At 66.6% G+C, this 17,749-nt stretch carries 14 protein-coding genes and 2 tRNA genes; 8 read left to right on the plus strand and 8 right to left on the minus strand.

The window, feature by feature from the left end:
* The first annotated feature begins 76 nt into the window (after nucleotides 1-76).
* A complete protein-coding gene (locus tag ACW170_RS09925) occupies nucleotides 77-2,086 on the plus strand; it encodes an acetyl/propionyl/methylcrotonyl-CoA carboxylase subunit alpha (protein ID WP_492086534.1) in 2,010 nt (669 codons plus the stop codon).
* Here the strand turns inward: ACW170_RS09925 and ACW170_RS09930 are convergent.
* Nucleotides 2,083-2,373 carry a putative quinol monooxygenase gene (locus tag ACW170_RS09930; protein WP_492086535.1) on the minus strand — a complete coding sequence of 97 codons (291 nt, stop codon included), beginning with the start codon at nucleotides 2,371-2,373 and terminating at the stop codon, nucleotides 2,083-2,085. The genes ACW170_RS09925 and ACW170_RS09930 overlap by 4 nt on opposite strands.
* A gap of 102 nt (nucleotides 2,374-2,475) precedes the next feature.
* On the opposite strand from ACW170_RS09930, the gene ACW170_RS09935 reads away from it, so the two are divergent.
* The 3 genes from ACW170_RS09935 to metG all read left to right on the plus strand — a co-directional run bounded on the left by ACW170_RS09935 (nucleotide 2,476) and on the right by metG (nucleotide 6,045).
* Nucleotides 2,476-2,874, plus strand: coding sequence for a DUF1489 family protein (locus ACW170_RS09935; RefSeq protein WP_492086536.1), 399 nt, complete (start codon nucleotides 2,476-2,478; stop codon nucleotides 2,872-2,874).
* Between the two features lie 63 nt (nucleotides 2,875-2,937).
* Nucleotides 2,938-4,284 (plus strand): MATE family efflux transporter, encoded by a 1,347-nt coding sequence (locus tag ACW170_RS09940; RefSeq protein WP_492086537.1) that lies wholly within the window; start codon nucleotides 2,938-2,940, stop codon nucleotides 4,282-4,284.
* A gap of 54 nt (nucleotides 4,285-4,338) precedes the next feature.
* Entirely contained in the window at nucleotides 4,339-6,045 is a 1,707-nt protein-coding gene (gene metG, locus ACW170_RS09945) for a methionine--tRNA ligase (protein WP_492086538.1), read from the plus strand.
* A gap of 36 nt (nucleotides 6,046-6,081) precedes the next feature.
* Here the strand turns inward: metG and ACW170_RS09950 are convergent, their stop codons facing one another.
* Genes ACW170_RS09950 through rlmB form a run of 3 tightly spaced genes read right to left on the minus strand, consistent with a single transcriptional unit; the run spans nucleotide 6,082 to nucleotide 8,136 of the window.
* Nucleotides 6,082-6,414: a rhodanese-like domain-containing protein gene (locus ACW170_RS09950; protein WP_492086539.1), complete on the minus strand. Its 333-nt coding sequence runs from the start codon at nucleotides 6,412-6,414 to the stop codon at nucleotides 6,082-6,084.
* Nucleotides 6,411-7,220 carry a YjbE family putative metal transport protein gene (locus tag ACW170_RS09955; protein ID WP_492086540.1) on the minus strand — a complete coding sequence of 270 codons (810 nt, stop codon included), beginning with the start codon at nucleotides 7,218-7,220 and terminating at the stop codon, nucleotides 6,411-6,413. The genes ACW170_RS09950 and ACW170_RS09955 overlap by 4 nt, the downstream gene beginning before the upstream one ends.
* 31 nt (nucleotides 7,221-7,251) lie before the next feature.
* Nucleotides 7,252-8,136 carry a 23S rRNA (guanosine(2251)-2'-O)-methyltransferase RlmB gene (rlmB, locus tag ACW170_RS09960; protein ID WP_492086541.1) on the minus strand — a complete coding sequence of 295 codons (885 nt, stop codon included), beginning with the start codon at nucleotides 8,134-8,136 and terminating at the stop codon, nucleotides 7,252-7,254.
* 148 nt (nucleotides 8,137-8,284) lie between these two features.
* Here rlmB and ACW170_RS09965 point away from each other — a divergent pair.
* The 3 genes from ACW170_RS09965 to tuf all read left to right on the plus strand — a co-directional run bounded on the left by ACW170_RS09965 (nucleotide 8,285) and on the right by tuf (nucleotide 9,766).
* Nucleotides 8,285-8,368, plus strand: a tRNA-Tyr gene (locus ACW170_RS09965).
* Nucleotides 8,369-8,449: 81 nt separating this feature from the next.
* A tRNA-Gly gene (locus ACW170_RS09970) sits at nucleotides 8,450-8,523 on the plus strand.
* Between the two features lie 52 nt (nucleotides 8,524-8,575).
* On the plus strand, nucleotides 8,576-9,766 hold the full coding sequence (gene tuf, locus ACW170_RS09975) for an elongation factor Tu (protein ID WP_008260274.1): 1,191 nt from the start codon (nucleotides 8,576-8,578) through the stop codon (nucleotides 9,764-9,766).
* A 125-nt stretch (nucleotides 9,767-9,891) separates the two neighbouring features.
* On the opposite strand, the gene ACW170_RS09980 is transcribed toward tuf, so the two are convergent.
* The 3 genes from ACW170_RS09980 to ACW170_RS09990 are packed head-to-tail and all read right to left on the minus strand — an operon-like array spanning nucleotide 9,892 to nucleotide 14,911.
* Nucleotides 9,892-10,680, minus strand: coding sequence for a DsbA family protein (locus ACW170_RS09980; protein WP_492086542.1), 789 nt, complete (start codon nucleotides 10,678-10,680; stop codon nucleotides 9,892-9,894).
* 29 nt (nucleotides 10,681-10,709) lie between these two features.
* Nucleotides 10,710-12,110 carry a M48 family metalloprotease gene (locus ACW170_RS09985; RefSeq protein WP_492086543.1) on the minus strand — a complete coding sequence of 467 codons (1,401 nt, stop codon included), beginning with the start codon at nucleotides 12,108-12,110 and terminating at the stop codon, nucleotides 10,710-10,712.
* A gap of 59 nt (nucleotides 12,111-12,169) precedes the next feature.
* Nucleotides 12,170-14,911, minus strand: a complete 2,742-nt coding sequence (locus ACW170_RS09990; protein ID WP_492086544.1) for an Rne/Rng family ribonuclease — start codon at nucleotides 14,909-14,911, stop codon at nucleotides 12,170-12,172.
* A gap of 509 nt (nucleotides 14,912-15,420) precedes the next feature.
* Here ACW170_RS09990 and ACW170_RS09995 point away from each other — a divergent pair.
* The gene (locus ACW170_RS09995) at nucleotides 15,421-16,590 is read left to right on the plus strand and encodes an N-acetylmuramoyl-L-alanine amidase family protein (protein ID WP_492086545.1); all 1,170 of its coding nucleotides are present in this window, start codon (nucleotides 15,421-15,423) and stop codon (nucleotides 16,588-16,590) included.
* 33 nt (nucleotides 16,591-16,623) lie between these two features.
* On the opposite strand, the gene ACW170_RS10000 is transcribed toward ACW170_RS09995, so the two are convergent.
* On the minus strand, nucleotides 16,624-17,520 hold the full coding sequence (locus ACW170_RS10000; RefSeq protein ID WP_492086546.1) for a beta-1,6-N-acetylglucosaminyltransferase: 897 nt from the start codon (nucleotides 17,518-17,520) through the stop codon (nucleotides 16,624-16,626).
* Nucleotides 17,521-17,749: the final 229 nt, after the last annotated feature.

The following is a 17,749-nucleotide window of genomic DNA, read 5'->3' on the forward strand; positions in this document are numbered from 1 at the left end:
GCGCTCCGCCGTCCCTCCCCATGAAGGGGAGGGAGAACGGCTGTGCAGGCGTGCACGATCCGGCTAAGACTTCGGCATGTTCAAGTCCGTCCTTGTCGCCAATCGCGGCGAAATCGCCTGTCGTGTCTTCCGCACCGCCAAGCGGATGGGAATACGCACCATCGCCGTCTATTCCGAGGCCGACGCGAACGCCCTGCACGTGCGCGAGGCGGATGAGGCGGTGCTGATCGGGCCGGCGGCGGCGCGCGAATCTTATCTGGACGGGGCCAAGGTGCTGGCGGCGGCCAAGGCGGCGGGCGCGGAGGCGATCCACCCCGGTTACGGTTTCCTGAGCGAGAACGCGGACTTTGCGGAAGCCGTCGCCGCGGCGGGCCTGGTCTGGATCGGGCCGGATCCGCAGTCGATCCGGGCCATGGGGCTGAAGGACGCGGCCAAGGACTTGATGATCCAGGCCGGGGTGCCGGTGACGCCGGGCTATCAGGGCGCGGACCAGTCGGAAGAGACCCTGACGGCCGAGGCGGCGCGGATCGGCTATCCGGTGCTGATCAAGGCGGTCGCGGGCGGCGGCGGCAAGGGGATGAAACGGGTCGATGATCCGGCCGATTTCGCCGCCGGTCTGGCCAGCGCCAAGCGGGAAGGGGCGGCGGCCTTCGGCGACGACCGGGTGCTGATCGAACGCTACATCACCCGGCCGCGCCATATCGAGGTGCAGGTGTTTGGCGATAAGCACGGGGATGTCGTGCATCTGTATGAGCGCGACTGTTCCCTGCAACGCCGCCACCAGAAGGTGATCGAAGAAGCGCCGGCGCCGGGCATGAGCGAGGCCGTGCGGGCCGCCGTGACCGGAGCCGCGATCAAGGCGGCCAAGGCGGTCAACTATGTCGGGGCCGGGACCATCGAGTTTATCGCCGACGCCTCGGACGGGCTGAAGGCGGACGGGATCTGGTTCATGGAGATGAACACCCGGCTGCAGGTCGAGCACCCGGTGACCGAGAGCGTGACCGGCGTCGATCTGGTCGAATGGCAGTTCCGCGTCGCGGCGGGCGAGCCCCTGCCGCTGAAGCAGGATCAGATCCGCCTGAACGGCTGGGCCATGGAGGCGCGCCTCTATGCCGAGGATCCGGCGAACGGGTTTCTGCCGTCGATCGGGCGGCTGGAGCATTTCGTCATGCCGGACGGAATTCGCGTCGATACCGGCGTGGAACAGGGCGGCGAGGTCAGCCAGTTCTACGACCCGATGATCGCCAAGCTGATCGTCCATGCCGATACGCGAGAGGCCGCTGCAGAACGGCTGGCGCAGTCCTGCGGCGAGGTCGAGGTCTGGCCGGTGAGGGCCAACGCCGGCTTCCTGGCGCGATGCCTTGAGCATCCGCGTTTCGTGGCGGGGGATGTGGATACCGGCTTCATCGCGGCGGAACAGGCGGCTCTTGTCCCTTCAGCTTCCGATGAAGCTGTTGCGGCCGGCGCGGTGTTGGTGGCGGAAGAAACGACTTGGCGGTTCGTCAATCGTGACAACGCCGACGCTTGGGATACGCGCGTCAGCGACTTGTTCGGGTTCCGCCTCAACGCGTCTCCGTCGTCTCTTCTGGTGATCGACGCGGATGGCGTCCGCCGCTCTGCCACGATTTCGCCGGGTGCGGAGCAATGGTCTTATGCGGTCGATTTCGGTGATGGCGCTCTACGAGTGAAGCAGGTGCCCGGCAACCGGCTGAAAGGAATTCGATCTGGCATGGAAGTCGGTCCTGACCGTCGCCGCCTTGGCTTCCGGCTCGGTGAGGGGGAGGGGGATGCCGTCCTCTTCGACAATGGCCTGTCGGTGAATGTTCGTCCCCACAAGGCCGCCTCGGCGACAGCGGGCGTCACCTCCGACGGCTCCCTCCGGGCCCCCATGCCCGGCAAGATCGTCGCCGTACCCGCGAAGGCGGGTGACGTCGTCGCCAAGGGCCAGCCTATCGTGGTGCTGGAAGCCATGAAGATGGAGCACGCCTTGACGGCGCCCTTCGACGGGGTGGTCGAAAGCGTCGCGAGCGTTGGAGATCAGGTGGTGGAGGCGGCCGTGTTGGCGGTGGTGAAGGCGGCGGATTAAAGCCCGAGACCGCCCAGCGGTCGCGTCTGGATCGAGTCGTCCATCTTGGCCATCAAGCCGTAGATCGGACGCCAGGCGCCGCTTTCACGCAGACCGTCGCTCCATGCTTGATGGGTCGGCTGATCGACCCAGACTTCCGAAACCCAGAGCACGTCGGCGTCGGCCAGATCGTGCGCGACGATATAGGCGTGGCAGCCGTGTTTCTTGACGGCGGGGTCCATCAGCAGAAGCGCAAGTTCGTCGCGACGGCCGGGGTAGGCCGTCAGGCGCGTGATCAATCCGTACATGCTGGTCCCGTGGCGTCCGGTGGAGCGACGCGTGAACAATGTCTACCGTCCCACAGATTAAAGAATCTGGCCAAGGCGCCTAAGGGCGACTACGTGGGCGCCATGCCGCTTCATATGATCAAACTGGGCGTCGGGGTGCCGGACGTCGAATGGTTGGAGACCCGCGCCGCCAAGGGCGGTCCGCTGGTGGTTCACACGCGAATGACGCCGAAGCGAGCGCCCGAAATCGAGGATGGCGGCTCACTGTACTGGGTGGTGAAGGGGACGATCGTCTGCCGCCAGCCGGTGCTGGACATCGCCACCCTGGGCGAGGGCAAGGAGAGCCGGTGTGAAATCACCCTGGCGCCCCAGGTGATCCGCACCGCCCCAATGGCGCGCCGCCCCTTCCAGGGCTGGCGCTATTTCGAGCCCAAGGACGCGCCGGCGGACCTGACCGAACTGGATGCGGGCGAGGCGCCGGAGGACCTTGTGCGGCAACTTCGCGAACTGGGCGCCTGGTAGCCAAAACCTCCAAAGTTTTTGGGAGTTGACCCGGCCTCGCGCGCATGGCCTGTGCCGCGTCCGATGATCGCGCTCAGCCCCCAGACCCGCACCGCCTTCCACGACCTGCTGCACCTGGCCTGGCCGGTGATCCTGGCGCGGATCGGCATCATGACCATGGGTCTGACCGACGCCATCGTGGTGGGGAATTTCTCCAGCCGCGAACTGGCCTTCCACTCCCTGGCCTGGGCGCCGACGTCCATCGTCGTGACCACGGCGGTCGGCCTGATGCTGGGCGTCCAGGTGATGACCGCCCGGATGCTGGGCGAGGGGCGGCGGCACGCGGTCGGCTCGGTGCTGCGCCGGGGCATGACCTATTCGCTGCAGATCGGGGTCGTGTCGATGATCGCCCTGATCGTGGTCGGACCCTGGGGGCTCGGCCGTATCGGCCTGGAAGACGGTCTGGCCGAAGGCGCAGGGCCGGCCCTGATCGTCTTCGCCCTGTCCATGCCCTTCTATCTGATCTCGGTGACGGGCCAGTTCTTCCTCGAGGCCTTGGGGCGGCCCAAGCCGGGCATGGTCGCAATGTGGGTGGCGAACGGGGTCAACCTGGTGCTGAACATCGTGCTGGTGCCCGACCTGTTGGGCATCGGCTTCGACGGCGCCTTCGCCTCGGCCTGGGCGACGTTCGGAGCGCGGGCGGCGCTGGCCCTGTTTCTGGTGATCTATATCCTGCGCCTGCCCGAGGCGCGGGCGCTGGGTATCTTCGACAAGCCTGAGCGTGACCCAAAGGCGGCGCGTGAACAGGTCAAGGTCGGCCTGGGCGCCGGCGCATCCTATTTCATCGAGGTCGGGGCCTTTTCGGGCTTCACCTTCTTCGCCGGCCAGATCGGCACGGCGGAGACGGCGGCCTGGGCGGTGGTGCTGAACGTCTCCGCCATAGTCTTCATGCTGCCCATGGGTCTGTCGTCGGCGACGGCGGTTCTGGTGGGGCGCAGCTATGGCGCCGGGGATGGACGAGGGGTGTTGAGGGCCGGTTTGGTCGGACTGGGCGTGGTGACGGCCTTGACCTTGATGGTCGCCCTCATCGTCTGGCCAAGCGCACATCTCATCGTTGGCGCCTACAACCGCGATCCGGCATTGCTGGCCATCGCCGCGCCGGCCCTGGTTCTGGCGACCCTGTTCTTCGTCGCGGACGGAATCCAGGTCGTGGCGGCCCAGGCGAACCGGGCGGCGGGCGATGTCTGGTGGCCCACCATCATGCATTTCGCCGCCTATGGCGCCGTGATGATGCCGCTAGGCTGGGTGCTGGCGCACCGGATGGGAATCGACGGCCTAGTCTGGGCGGTGGTGATCGCCAGCCTGGCGTCCTCGACTCTGCTGACGGGGCGTTTCATCCGTATTGCGCGCCGTCTGCCGCAAGGCGTTTGAGGAAACGGCCTCGCCGCTCTATATCCCTGCGCTTCCCCGAACTCCTGGACGATCATGGCCCGCATCCTCATCACCTCGGCGCTGCCCTACATCAACGGCATCAAGCACCTGGGGAATCTGGCGGGCTCGATGTTGCCGGCCGACGTCTGGGCGCGGTTCAAGCGGGCCCAGGGTCATGAGGTCCTCTATATCTGCGCTACCGACGAGCACGGCACCCCGGCCGAGCTGGCCGCCGCCGCCGCCGGCCAGGACGTGCGCACCTATTGCGACGAGCAGCACGAGATCCAGAAGGCCGCCGGTCAGGCCTTCGGCCTGAGCTATGACTGGTTCGGCCGGTCGTCCAACCCGCAGAACCATCGCCTGACCCAGCATTTCGCCGAGGCGCTGGAGAAGAACGGCCTGATCGAGGAGCGGGTGGATCGGATGATCTATTCGATCGACGACGCCCGCTTCCTGCCCGACCGCTATGTCGAGGGAACCTGCCCCCACTGCGGCCACGTCGGCGCGCGCGGCGACCAGTGTGACAACTGCGGCCGGTTGCTAGATCCGACCGACCTGATCGATCCCTATTCGTCGGTGTCGGGGTCCAAGAACCTGGAGGTGCGCGATACGCGTCACCTCTATCTGCTGCAGACCAAGATCGAACCCCAGATCCGCGCCTGGGTCGACGGCAAGACCGGCTGGCAGGTGCTGGCCAAGTCCATCGCCTACAAGCATCTGGACGAGGGGTTGATCGACCGGGGCATCACCCGTGACCTGGCCTGGGGCGTGCCGGTGCTGAAGGACGGCTTCCCGCGCCCAGGCATGGAGGACAAGGTCTTCTACGTCTGGTTCGACGCCCCCATCGAATATATCGCCGCGACCGAGGAATGGGCCGAGGCGACCGGCGGGTCTTGGCGCGATTGGTGGCGTCTGGACGAAGGGGCCGAGGACGTCCGCTATGTCCAGTTCATGGGCAAGGACAATGTCGCCTTCCACACCGTGTCCTTCCCGGCGACCATCATCGGCTCGGGCGAACCGTGGAAGACGGTGGACCAACTGAAGGCCTTCAACTGGTTGAACTGGTACGGCGGCAAATTCTCGACCAGCCAGAAGCGCGGCGTCTTCATGGACCAGGCGCTGGAGCTGCTGCCGGCCGACTACTGGCGCTGGCGCCTGACCGCCTATGGGCCTGAACATGCGGACTCGGCCTTCACCTGGGAAGATTTCCAGGCCTCGACCAACAAGGACCTAGCCGATGTGCTGGGCAATTTCGTCAACCGGATCGTCAAGTTCGCCGAGTCGAAGTTCGACGGCGTGGTGCCTGAGGGCGGCGAGGCCGGACCGGTCGAGATCCAGCTGGAGGCCGACATCAAGGCGGGCATCGCGGAGGCGACCGAACAGTTCGAGGCCATGGAGTTCCGCAAGGCGGCCCAGGCCCTGCGCGCCGTTTGGGTGCTGGGCAACGAATATCTTCAGGTCGCCGCCCCGTGGACCGCGCTTAAGACCGACCGCGACCGCGCGGCCGTCGGCGTGCGCACCGGGTTGAATCTGGTGGCCCTGTTCGCCCGTCTGGCGGCGCCGATACTGCCGTTCTCGGCGGAGAAGATCGCCGCCTCGGTCGGCGCGACCGACCTGAGCTGGCCGGGCGCGGACGAGGCTGTGCTGAACAGCCTGGCCGTCGGTCAGACGGTGGCCGCTCAAGGCGTACTGTTCGCCAAGATCGAGGACGCCCAAGTGGCGGAATGGTCCGAACGGTTCGGCGGGGCGGAACAGACCTGATTCATCCAACACCCCACAGGGGAGGCGGGATGAAAACTACTCCGCGACCACCACCGGCAAACCTGCCGCATGCCAGTCCTGGATGCCGCCGGTCAGGTTGAACAGGGGCTGGCCTTCAGGGCCGGTGGGGCCGACGAAGGCGCAGACCTGATGGCTGCGGCCGCCCTTGAGACACATGACGATGATCTTCCGATCAGCCGGCAGGTTCAGCGCCTCCCAGGCGGCGGGCATCTGGCTGAGCGGGGCCAGGATCGCGCCGTCGATGCGGGCGGCGGCGAACTCGTCAGGCTCGCGCACGTCGATCAGGATCGCCTCGCCTGATTGCAGCCAGACGGCGGCTTCCTCGACGGTGACGGCGGCGACCGTCATGCTGCGGGCGCCGTCGGTTCTGCCGGGGCAGGGGTCGGGCTGTCCTCGGTGCGCTTCTGGCCCAGGTGTTTGGCCGCTTCCTTCGGGCTGATCTCGATGAAGGCCGGGGCCGAGGCGTTGAACTCATCCATATTGCCGGTGCGGACCACGACCTGGCGGGCGCCGTCCCAGATCATGTGCAGGGCGACATACAGGACGACGACCAGGCCGACATAGCCGATCCAGCGATAACGGTGCAGCAGCTTGGCGATGTAGGTGGCGGCCAGGCCCATCAGGGCGATCGACAGGATCAGGCCGAAGACCATGATCCAAGGATGGTCGTGGGCGGCGCCGGCGACGGCCAGCACATTGTCCAGCGACATGGTGATGTCGGCGATCATGATCTGGAGCAGGGCCGCGCCGAATGATTTGCGCTTGATGCCCAGTTCCTCGGGAGAGGGACCGGTGCCGTGCTCGATGCTCATGGCCAGCTCGAGTTCCTTCTCGGCCTCGGCCTGGTCGTGGGTGCGCTGCTCCTGCAGTTCGCGCCACATCTTCCAGCAGACCCAAAGCAGCAGCAGCCCGCCCGCCAGCAGCAGGCCGACCAGGGCCAGCAACTGGACCGTGATCAGGGCGAAGCCGATGCGCATGACGACGGCGGCGGCCAGGCCGATCAGAATGGCCTTCTTGCGCTGTTCCTGGGGCAGGGCGGCGGCGGCCAGGCCTACGGCGACGGCGTTGTCGCCGGCGAGGACCAGGTCCATCAGCAGGACTTGGCCCAGCGCGGTGGCCTGGCTGGCGAGTTCGGGAGACGAGAGGAATTCCATTTCCGCTACTTAGCGCCGGTGCGGCCGTCTGTCAGCCGCGTTGCGCGCGCGCCGCTTCATAAAGTGCGACTGCCGCCGCATTGGAGACGTTCAAGCTCTCGAATCCGCCCGGCATGGGGATCTTGGCCAGGACGTCGCAGTGTTCGGCCACCAGCCGGCGGATGCCGTCGCCCTCTGATCCCATGACCAGGACGGTCGGTTGGCGGTCCAACGCCTCTTCCAGCGTCTGTTCCCCGGATCCGTCCAAACCGACAGCGCGCCAGCCCAGGTCAGCGAGGCGCTCCAATGCGCGCGACAGATTCGTCACGCGGGCATGCGGAAGGCGTTCGGTGGCGCCGACCGCCGCCTTGGCCAGGGCCCCGGCCAGGGCGGGGGCGTGGCGGTCCTGAACGATGATTCCCCGCGCACCAAAGGCCAGGGCTGAACGGAAGATGGCGCCGACATTCTGGGGATCCGTCAGTTGGTCCAGCATGACGATGACGCCCTGGGCCGGCTCGGCCAACTCCTCCAGCGACACCCCTTCCAGCGGCTGGACCTTGAAGGCCAGCCCCTGATGGACGGCGCCGGCGGGCAGCATCCGGTTCAGGGCGACGGCGTCCACGACCTCGATCTTGTGGCCATGGGCCAACTTGCCCTCTTCGATCTCTGCGGCGCGATCCGGCGTGGCCAGAAGACGGCCCATGCCTCGACGCGCGGGATTCGCCAGCGCAGCCAAAACCGGGTGACGCCCCCAGAGAAAATTATCGGCGTCCGCCTTGCCCCGATCAGGCGAACGGGGCGGACGGGGCGCGTCCTCGCGTCCGGAAAACCCTTGCGTCACGGGCTTTTGGCCCTTTTCGCGAGGGCCGGAAGCCCGGCTTCCAAAGATTGGTTTTTTACCGCTTTTACGGTCGTTGCGTTCTGTTTTCGACGACACTATAAGACGCCCTCCGATTTGGAGCCCCAAGGGCTTTCGGGTCTGGGCGCCCCCTCTATCCTAGAGGAGGCGACAAGCCGAAGGCTTTTGTTTCGTCCCGCTTGATTAAGGGCGGAACGAGGGGTCCATCGGTTCGACAAGGCGCGCTGGGGGAATGTCCCGAGTGGCAAAGGGGGGGGACTGTAAATCCCCTGCGTAAGCTTCGAAGGTTCGAGTCCTTCTTCCCCCACCACGCGCCTTATCGGATACGATGGATCAGGACGACGGAGAGGAACCGGCTGCGGCGTTCCCAAAGAACTTCCGCAGTCTCCGCGCGGGTATAGCACAATGGTAGTGCAGCAGCCTTCCAAGCTGAGGATGTCGGTTCGATCCCGTCTACCCGCTCCAGGTTTTTTGATCAGCATCGCGCCCCTCAACCCGGGCCATCAGGAGTTTGGCCATGGCCAAGGAAAAGTTCGAACGCACGAAGCCGCACTGCAACATCGGCACGATCGGTCACGTTGACCACGGCAAGACGACGCTGACGGCGGCGATCACGATGACGCTGGCGAAGGCCGGCGGCGCGAAGGCGATGGCCTATGCGGACATCGACGCTGCGCCGGAAGAAAAGGCGCGCGGCATCACGATCAACACCGCGCACGTGGAATATGAGACGGCCAACCGTCACTACGCCCACGTCGACTGCCCCGGCCACGCCGACTATGTGAAGAACATGATCACCGGCGCGGCGCAGATGGACGGCGCGATCCTGGTGGTTTCGGCCGCTGACGGCCCGATGCCGCAGACCCGCGAGCACATCCTGCTGGCCCGTCAGGTCGGCGTGCCGGCCCTGGTGGTCTTCATGAACAAGGTCGACCTGGTCGACGACGAAGAACTGCTCGAGCTGGTCGAGATGGAAGTGCGCGAGCTGCTCTCGTCGTACCAGTTCCCGGGCGACGATATTCCGATCACCAAGGGCTCGGCCAAGGCCGCGACCGACGGCGTGAACCCGGAAATCGGCGAACAGCGCGTTCTGGCCCTGATGGAAACCGTCGACGCCTACATTCCGCAGCCGGAACGTCCGGTCGACCTGCCCTTCCTGATGCCGGTCGAAGACGTCTTCTCGATCTCGGGCCGCGGCACCGTGGTCACGGGCCGCGTCGAAAAGGGTATCGTCAAGGTCGGTGAAGAAGTCGAAATCGTCGGCATCCGCCCGGTCCAGAAGACGACCTGCACCGGCGTCGAAATGTTCCGCAAGCTGCTGGACCAAGGTCAGGCGGGCGACAACGTCGGCGTTCTGCTGCGCGGCACCAAGCGTGAAGACGTCGAGCGCGGTCAGGTTCTGTGCAAGCCGGGTTCGATCACCCCGCACACCAAGTTCCTGGCTGAAGCCTACATCCTGACCAAGGAAGAGGGCGGCCGTCACACCCCGTTCTTCACCAACTATCGCCCGCAGTTCTACTTCCGCACGACCGACGTGACCGGCATCGTGCAGCTGAAGGAAGGCGTCGAAATGATCATGCCCGGCGACAACGCCGAGCTGAACGTCGAACTGATCACCCCGATCGCCATGGACCAAGGCCTGCGCTTCGCCATCCGTGAAGGCGGCCGCACCGTCGGCGCCGGCGTCGTCGCCAAGATCATCGAGTAATCATTCTTTTGGCCTAACGCGCTCACGCGCTACTTGAGGCCAGACGGATGTAGTCTGCGTAACAGAACGGCCCCCGGAGACATCCGGGGGCCGTTTTGCTGTCTTGGGGGGATCGGGCGGTCAGATCAGCGCTTGGCCGCCTCGATCATGCTGTTGATCTCAGCGGGGTCGATGCTGGCGGCGGCCTTGCCGTTGACGAGGAAGGTGGGGGTGCCTTGCAGTTTCAGGGTCGCCGCCGTGGTGTGGATGTCGGCGATGTGGCGGGTGGTCTCGGGGGCGGCCAAGGTCGCCTTGGCGCGGGGCAGGTCCACGCCGTGCTCGGCCAGGATGCGGTCGATGGCCTGGGGCGTCAGGGCCCGTTCGCGCATCAGGGCGTCATAGACCTCGAGATACTTGCCCTGTTGATGCGCGGCGAGGGCGGCGCGAGCGGCGTACTGGGACGTGATCTCCTCGCCGCGATCCAGGATGGGCCAGTCCTTGAAGACGAAGCGCACGTCGGGATGGGCCTCCATCAGGGCGCGGAACTGGGGCGCCACGGCCTTGCAGCCGGGGCAGCGGAAGTCAAAGAACTCGATCACTGTCACCTTGGCGTCGGCGGGGCCGAAGGCGGGATCGCGATTGTCGGGGGCCAGCAGGGCGGCGTTGGCCGTGGCGGCGGCGTTGGTGTCCTCGACGCGGGCCTGTTCCGCCTTGGTCTGCAGCGCCAGGCTTGCCTCCTGCAGCACCTCGGGGTGTTCCAGCAAATAGGCGCGGACATCGCCGCCTGAACCGCCGCCGAAATAGGGGGCGGCGGCCAGGCCGAGGGCCACGACCGAGACGCCCAGGGCCACATAGCTGGCGACGGCGCCGGTGAGGCGGCTGCTTTGGGCGGGCGGCGGGGTCTGGGGCTCAGGCGCGGGGGCGTCGTCGGTCATGATGGCTCGCGGTCAGGAAGGGCAGGGCGTCAGTTCAGCGTGGTCGGCTTGCGTGCGGCGTCGCGGCGGTCGAGGTCCAGCAGATCGTCAGGCGTGGCCCCGGACGCCAGGACAATGTCCACGGCCCGGCGCCATTCCATGGAGTTGGGATCCAGCATGCTGCGGGCCCGCAGGGCGAACTGGGTGGCCTCACGCTCCTGGCCGGCGGCGAAATAATACTCGGCCGTCGCGAGACGGGCCTCGCCCTCCTTGCCCTGGGCGGCGTAGGCCTGACCCAGCAGACGCCAGGCCATGGTGTTCTCACGCTCGGCCACGGTGGCGTGCTTCAGCTGGTCAATGGCCTCGTCCAGGTTCTTGGGATCGTCGGTGCCGATCAGGGCGTGGGCCAGGTTGACGCGTAGCAGGGGGGCGTCGGGCTTGAGCCGCACAGCCTCGCGGTGCGCGGCCACGGCCTCGACCGGACGGCCCTCCTCGAAGAAGATCTGGCCCTTCAGCTCGGCGAAATAAGGGTTCTGCGGGTCTTCGGCGATCAGGGCGTCGACGGCGGCCAGGGCCTTGTCCGTCTGGCCGTCGCGGTACCAGGCGATGGCCCGGGCGTAGCGGCCGGGCAGGCTGGCGTCGGTCGAAGGATAGGCGCGCAGGGTGGTGTTGGGCGGGTCCATGAAGGCATGGATCTTGGCCAGGATCAGGGCGTGCTGGGCCATCCGTTCGGGACTGTCGCGGTGACCATAGTGGGGCTGGTCCTGGACGTAGCGGCGCATCGATTCGATCCGCTGCGACGACAGGGGGTGGCTGCGGAAATAGGGATAGCGACGCGCGTCGGAGAAGACTTCCTGGGCGCGGAAATTCTCGAAGAAGGACACCAGGCCCGCGCCGGATTCGCCGGCGCCTTCCAGCGCCCGTGCTCCGGTCAGGTCGGCCTCGCCTTCCTGGCTCTGCATATATTGAAGGGCGCCGATCGTGCCGAAATACTGGCTGGAGCCCAGCAGGGCGACGCCGGCGTCCGGGGCGCCGGCGGCGATGGCCAGGGCCCCCAGGGCCATGGTCATGAACATCGGCTGTTTGGCGGCGTTTTGGGCCCCGTCGCGCAGGGTGTGGCGGTTCTTGATATGGCCCGCCTCGTGCGCCATCACGCCCAACAGCTCGTTGGCGTTCTTGGTCCGCAGGATCAGGCCGGTGTTGACGCCCATGATCCGCCCGCGCGTGGCGAAGGCGTTTAGTTCGTTGTCATTGACCAGCAGGACTTCGACATCCGCCGGGTTCAGACCCATGGAGACGAAGACCGGGTCGGCCCAGTCGCGGATGATCCCTTCGATCTCGGTGTCGCGGATCAGGCTCTGGGCCGAGGCCTGGCTGGCGGCGACGAGGGCTGCAAAGCCCACCGCCGCCGCCGTCAGAACGCGGGATGCGGATCGGGGAAGCCACGTCATGGCGTACTCCAAAAACGACCGACCCCCCGCCGGTATCCTGACAGTCTAATCGTGACCGATCAGCGGCGCCACCACCCGCGCTTGGGCTTTGCGGGCGGGGCGACGATCTGGTTGGGATCTTCAGCGATGATCGCCTGGACATCAATTTCGGGCGTCGGGGCGACGACGGGCTCGGCCAGAACGGCGGGCTGAGGTTCGGGCGCAACCGTCGGCTTGGGCTGTTCGACCGGGGCGAGCTCGACCGGCTCGGCGGCCAGGGCTTCCTCGGGCGTAATGTCCAGTTTGACCGGGCCGCCTTCGACGGAGGCCTCGTTCGGCTCGATCGCCGTGTCCGGGTGCGGTTCGACGTGGGCCTCGACCTCGACGGTCGGCGCGGGCTGAGCCACGGCGTCGGCCGACTTGCGGCGGACGCGACGACGTTGGGGCTCCGGCGCAACAGCGGGGACGTCAACCTCGACCGTGTCGGCGGCGGGTTCATCGATCACCGCCATAGGCGTGTGGGGCGAGCCGTCGGGCGGCATGCCTTCGTTGGTGGCGCGGTTCTCGACCTTGATTTCTTGGCCGACGGTGTCACCGCCCCGACCCCGGCCGCGACGACGACGGCGACGCGAACGACCGCCTTCCTCGCCGGAGCCTTCGCCTGCGACAGCGTCCAGGCCCTCAATCTCGGCTTGAGCCCCTGCAGCACGTTCAGCGCGTTCGGGACGTTCGTTGCGCGGCTCGGGCCGGCCCGGGTTCAGCGGGTCGAACCAGACGTAAGGATCGTCCAGCGACGGGGTGCGGCCGCGGACCCAGGTGTAGACGTCGCGTTCGCCATCCTCGCGGACGCGGCGGCCGCCCCGGCGGCCTCGGCGACGGCGGCGGCCGTTCTCGTCTTCTTCGTCGTCCGAGGCGTCGTCGATATTCAGCGTATCGGCGGCGTCCGAGGCGTCGGAGACCTCGGCGGTTTCCTCGTCGCGACGACCGCCGCGACGGCGGCGATTGCGACCACGACCCCGATCACGCCCGCCCGACTCGCTGCGTTCAGCCCGTTCGCGCGGCTCGTCGTCGTCGCTGTCCTCGCGGTCCAGCGCCTCGATGTCGTCGTCATCGTCGTCGCTGACGATTTCCTCGTCGTCGTCTTCATCCTCGTCTTCGTACAGGGACGGATTGAAGTCGTCGTCGAGGTTGGGCATCTCGATCTCGGGCGCGACGAAGTCCTCGTTCGTCTCGGTGCGATCGATGTTGTGCTCGCCCTGGCCCAGGCTGTCGTCGATCTGGACGATGACGTTCAGGCCGCGACGCTCCAGCAGCGACTGCAGATAGGCGCGCTTGTGGTTCAGGATATACAGGCCGACGGCGGTGCAGACTTTCAGCACCACGACGCCCGCGCCATTCTTGCCGGCTTCGATGTCGACCGCGCGCAGCGTCATCAGGGCGGCGGATTCGGCGGAGCGGATGCGGCCGGTGCCTTGGCAGTGCGGGCAGGCCTCGGTCGCGCCCTCGATCACGCCCAGGCGACGGCGCTGACGGCTGATCTCCATCAGGCCGAAGGGCGAGATACGGCCCATCTGGATGCGGGCGCGGTCGGCCGACAGGGCCTCTTTCAGCACGCGTTCGACCGCGCGGTTGTTCTTGCCCTCATCCATGTCGATGAAGTCGATGACGACCAGGCCGGCGAGGTCACGCAGACGCAGCTGGCGGGCGGCTTCTTCCGCCGCTTCCATATTGGTCTTGAACGCCGTCTGCTCGACGTTGCGTTCCTTGGTGGCCCGCCCCGAGTTGACGTCGATGGCCACCAGGGCTTCGGTCTGGTTGATGACCAGATAGCCCCCGGACTTCAGCGGCACGACCGGCTGATGGATCTGGGTCAGCAGTTCTTCGATGCCGTTGGCCGCGAACAGGGGCCGCGAGCCGCGATACAGGTGAACCTTCTTGGCCTGGGCGGGCATCAGCACGCGCATGAAGTCGCGCGCCTCCTTGAAGCCCTCGACGCCCTCGACCTGGATGCCGTCGAAATCCTTGTCGAACATGTCGCGCACGGCGCGGCGGACCAGGTTCTCTTCCTCGTAGATCACCGAGGGGGCGTGAGAGGCGAGGGTGGTCTCGCGGATCGTCTCCCACAGGCGCAGCAGATATTGGTAGTCGCGCTTGATCTCGGCCTTGGTGCGCTTGGCGCCGGCCGTGCGGATGATCAGGCCCATGCCCTTGGGCACTTCAAGGGCCGAGACAGCGCTCTTCAGGCGGCGACGGTCGGAGGTGTTGGTGATCTTGCGGCTGATGCCGCCGCCCTTGCCGGTGTTGGGCATCAGGACGCAGTAGCGGCCGGCCAGCGACAGCCAGGTGGTTAGGGCCGCGCCCTTGGCGCCGCGTTCGTCCTTGACGACCTGGACCAGCAGGATCTGGCGACGCTTGATGACGTCCTGGATCTTGTAGCGGCGCATCAGGCGGCGCTTCAGCCGCTCTTCGTCGGCCAGGGCGGCTTCGGGATCGGCGTCGTCGTCGGATTCGCGACCCAGATCGTCCTCATCGTCGTCGTCGTGCGCTTCGGCCATGATGGCTTCGCGGTCGGCGACCGGGATCTGGTAGTAGTCCGGGTGGATTTCGTTGAAGGCCAGGAAGCCGTGGCGGTTGCCGCCGTACTCGATAAAGGCGGCCTGCAGGCTGGGCTCTACGCGGGTGACCTTGGCGAGGTAGATGTTGCCGCGAAGCTGGCGCTTCGCACGGGACTCGAAATCGAATTCCTCGATCTGGCGTCCGTCAACGATCGCGACCCGGGTTTCTTCCGGGTGGGCCGCGTCGATCAGCATGGTCTTTGACATGGAAAGTCTCTCTCTGGCGCGCACAGGCCGACCGTCCCGGAACACCGGGTAGGGTCATGGCGGCTCGCCGAACGGGGGGAAGGGCCGGCGCACGCGACATCCCTTCGCCGGGGAGGGCGAAGCAGGCTTGATCAAGCCGTTGGGGAGCGCAGGCGGAAAGGCCCATGGAGGTCGTCGGTCCTGAACCGGGCGCGCCAATCCCTGGGGAAGGCCGCGACCCTGGTCCGCTCTTCGAACCACCGGCGGCGCCGGAACGGTTCTAGGATTGGTGAAAGTCAGCGCCGCGAGGAGGGCGCGCCGGGATTCGCAAAGGCGAAAAGGCGCGATCGGTTCGCGGACGGTTCACAGCATAGTCACGCTGTACGCGAATTAAAAGGTGTTCGGCCTTAACCCCCTGAATACGAGCCTCTGGCATTATGAGGTTCAAGTTCGCGTAGGATGGGTTCGACGGCGTTATGGGTGGTCGCTTTTTGACAGATGTGGTGCGCTGGGGCGCGAGGGAATGGGCGATGACCGCCCTGGCCTTCGTCGTCATATGCGCCGTGGCGCTGTTCGCGACGCGTGGTTTCGCCTGGGGCGCCCAGGGCGATGTCCGGGGAATTCGCTTCGGCGCCGACGGCGACCGGACCCGGGTGGTCATCGATCTGGACAAGTCGACGCAGGGTCGGGTCATCGATTCAGGCGCAGACGGCCGTGTCACCCTGGCCTTGAACGGCGTCGCGCCCGGCAGGGGTCTGAACGGCGGCGGGTCGGGGCTGGTCCGGTCTTATCAGGTCAGCGCGGCGGGCGGCGCCTCGCGCGTTCAGCTCGAGCTGGCGCGCGGAAGCGAGATCGAGCGCCGCTTCCTGTTGCCCCCCGGCGACGGAGTGGCCCATTATCGCTATGTCGTGGACCTGAAGGCCGTGGGCGGGGCTGTGCCCGCGCCGCGAGCCACGCCGCGTTCGACGCCGACGCCGCGTCGCGCCGAACGGCCGCTGATCGTTATCGACGCCGGCCATGGCGGACGCGACCCCGGCGCCAGCGGGGCCAAGATCAGCGAAAGCCAGGTCACCCTGGCCGCCGCCCTGGCCCTGAAGGCCGAGTTGGAGCGGACCGGCCGTTATCGCGTGCGTCTGACGCGCGAAACCAACACCTATGTCGATCTGTACCGCCGCGTCGCCATTGCGCGTCAGGCGGACGCCGACCTGTTCATCTCTCTGCACGCCGACGCCGGAAGCGATCCGGCCGTGCGCGGCGCCAGCGTCTATACTCTTTCCGAACAGGGCGCCGGCCGGGCGGTGCGTGAGTTCACGCGGACCGACAACTGGCACCGCGAGTTGCACCTGCCGGGCCGCGATCCCTCGGTGGACCGGATACTGCTGGACATGACCCAGCGCGCCACCCAGAACCGCTCCGCCCAGTTCGCGCGCGTCCTGCTGACCCATCTGGAAGGCTCGGACCATCCGCTGCTGCGCCGCAGCCACCGCGATGCGGGCCTGGCTGTGCTGCTGGCGCCCGACGTGCCGGCGGTGCTGCTGGAAATGGGCTTCATCACCAATCCCGAGGATGAGCGGCTGCTGACCGACGAGCGCGCGCGTCGTCGTCTGATGAAGTCGGTCGCCGACGGCATCGATCGCTATTTCCGCGAGCCGGCGGCCCCGCTGATGACCGCGTCGAACGATGGAGCGGGACAGCCCTGAGGACGTCCCGCTCGGCCTGTTCAGGATCGGGCTTCAGGCAGCGATGACGGCGCCTGTTCTTTGGGTGGCTGGTGTTGAGACGCTGCGGATCACAGCGCGGGGCGTTCTGATCCAGCGTTCCAACATGGGAAGAACGTCCGGGCAGGTCTCCTGGTCGAACTTGCGCGCGAACAGGGAGGGGCTGGCTTTCAGCGCCGCCGAATCCGCGATCGTATAGGTCCGGGGCCGCAATTTGATGTCGCCGTCGGGGATCCAGTCGATCATCCGCATGTCGTCGTTGACCATCGGCCCGTGGACCTCGGTATTCTTCATCACGGTCTGGAAGAAGCCTTCGTCGGCGATGAAGGTGTGGCGGTAGAAGGCCTTGAACCGGTCCGCCGCCTTGTCGTGGCAGACGAATTCGCAGAAGCGCCGGCTCACCATCATCCACTGATTGCCGATATAGGGGGTCGCGCCGCGCAGGAACGGACGGCGCAGCAGGGTTCGGACAATGCCCTTGGGGCGTTCAAAGACCAGATTGCGCACCCGGTTCATGGTGTCGGGCCGGACCTTCTTCTGATCGACGGCGCGGATAAACTCCTGGCCGGGATGGCGAGCCAGGAAGGCCTTGATGTCGGCCTGGGATTTGAGCGGAAAATCCTGGCCGCTGAGATTGATGAACACCGACCAGTCGTCGCTCATCTCCAGCAGACGTTTCATCCCGCGCAGCTCCGCGTCGATCAGGCTGTAGCCGCCCCAAAGCGCGCGGCGGCTCTCGATCACGGCGGCGTTGGCGTAGGGCGCCAGGAGGTCGCGGATCTGCTGCTCCAGCTCTGGGCCTGAGTTTCGATCAACGTGGATGACATAGTGGTTGGCGGGGTCATAGACGGCTTCGAACAGGCGTTTGAACTGTTCGGGGTAGCGGTGGACCAGGATCAGATAACCGATCATGCTTTTTCGCTCCCCTCGAGTGAGAGAGAAAGCGCCGTCGCGACGTGCGTGACGGACAGCTCGATGAGCCATGTCATGGGGAGGACTGGTTTCGCATGGTGGTCAAACCGGATCCGATCAACCGCCTGTCGGCGGTTCGCGCCTCGGCGACCATCCTCCTATTTGGGAAGTCTTGGCGAAAACGCCATGGGCGCGAACGCGCCTCGGCCTCATTTGCCGGTCCAGCGGC

This window comes from Brevundimonas sp. FV2ps16 (assembly GCF_058681075.1).

Excerpts from the sequence above, each read along its gene's own strand:
- ACW170_RS09925 (WP_492086534.1), top strand. The coding sequence starts at position 77 with ATGTTCAAGTCCGTCCTTGTCGCCAATCGCGGCGAAATCGCCTGTCGT.
- ACW170_RS09930 (WP_492086535.1), bottom strand. The coding sequence starts at position 2,373 with ATGTACGGATTGATCACGCGCCTGACGGCCTACCCCGGCCGTCGCGAC.
- ACW170_RS09935 (WP_492086536.1), top strand. The coding sequence starts at position 2,476 with ATGCCGCTTCATATGATCAAACTGGGCGTCGGGGTGCCGGACGTCGAA.
- ACW170_RS09940 (WP_492086537.1), top strand. The coding sequence starts at position 2,938 with ATGATCGCGCTCAGCCCCCAGACCCGCACCGCCTTCCACGACCTGCTG.
- metG (WP_492086538.1), top strand. The coding sequence starts at position 4,339 with ATGGCCCGCATCCTCATCACCTCGGCGCTGCCCTACATCAACGGCATC.
- ACW170_RS09950 (WP_492086539.1), bottom strand. The coding sequence starts at position 6,414 with ATGACGGTCGCCGCCGTCACCGTCGAGGAAGCCGCCGTCTGGCTGCAA.
- ACW170_RS09955 (WP_492086540.1), bottom strand. The coding sequence starts at position 7,220 with ATGGAATTCCTCTCGTCTCCCGAACTCGCCAGCCAGGCCACCGCGCTG.
- tuf (WP_008260274.1), top strand. The coding sequence starts at position 8,576 with ATGGCCAAGGAAAAGTTCGAACGCACGAAGCCGCACTGCAACATCGGC.
- ACW170_RS09980 (WP_492086542.1), bottom strand. The coding sequence starts at position 10,680 with ATGACCGACGACGCCCCCGCGCCTGAGCCCCAGACCCCGCCGCCCGCC.
- ACW170_RS09985 (WP_492086543.1), bottom strand. The coding sequence starts at position 12,110 with ATGACGTGGCTTCCCCGATCCGCATCCCGCGTTCTGACGGCGGCGGCG.
- ACW170_RS09990 (WP_492086544.1), bottom strand. The coding sequence starts at position 14,911 with ATGTCAAAGACCATGCTGATCGACGCGGCCCACCCGGAAGAAACCCGG.
- ACW170_RS09995 (WP_492086545.1), top strand. The coding sequence starts at position 15,421 with ATGACCGCCCTGGCCTTCGTCGTCATATGCGCCGTGGCGCTGTTCGCG.
- ACW170_RS10000 (WP_492086546.1), bottom strand. The coding sequence starts at position 17,520 with ATGATCGGTTATCTGATCCTGGTCCACCGCTACCCCGAACAGTTCAAA.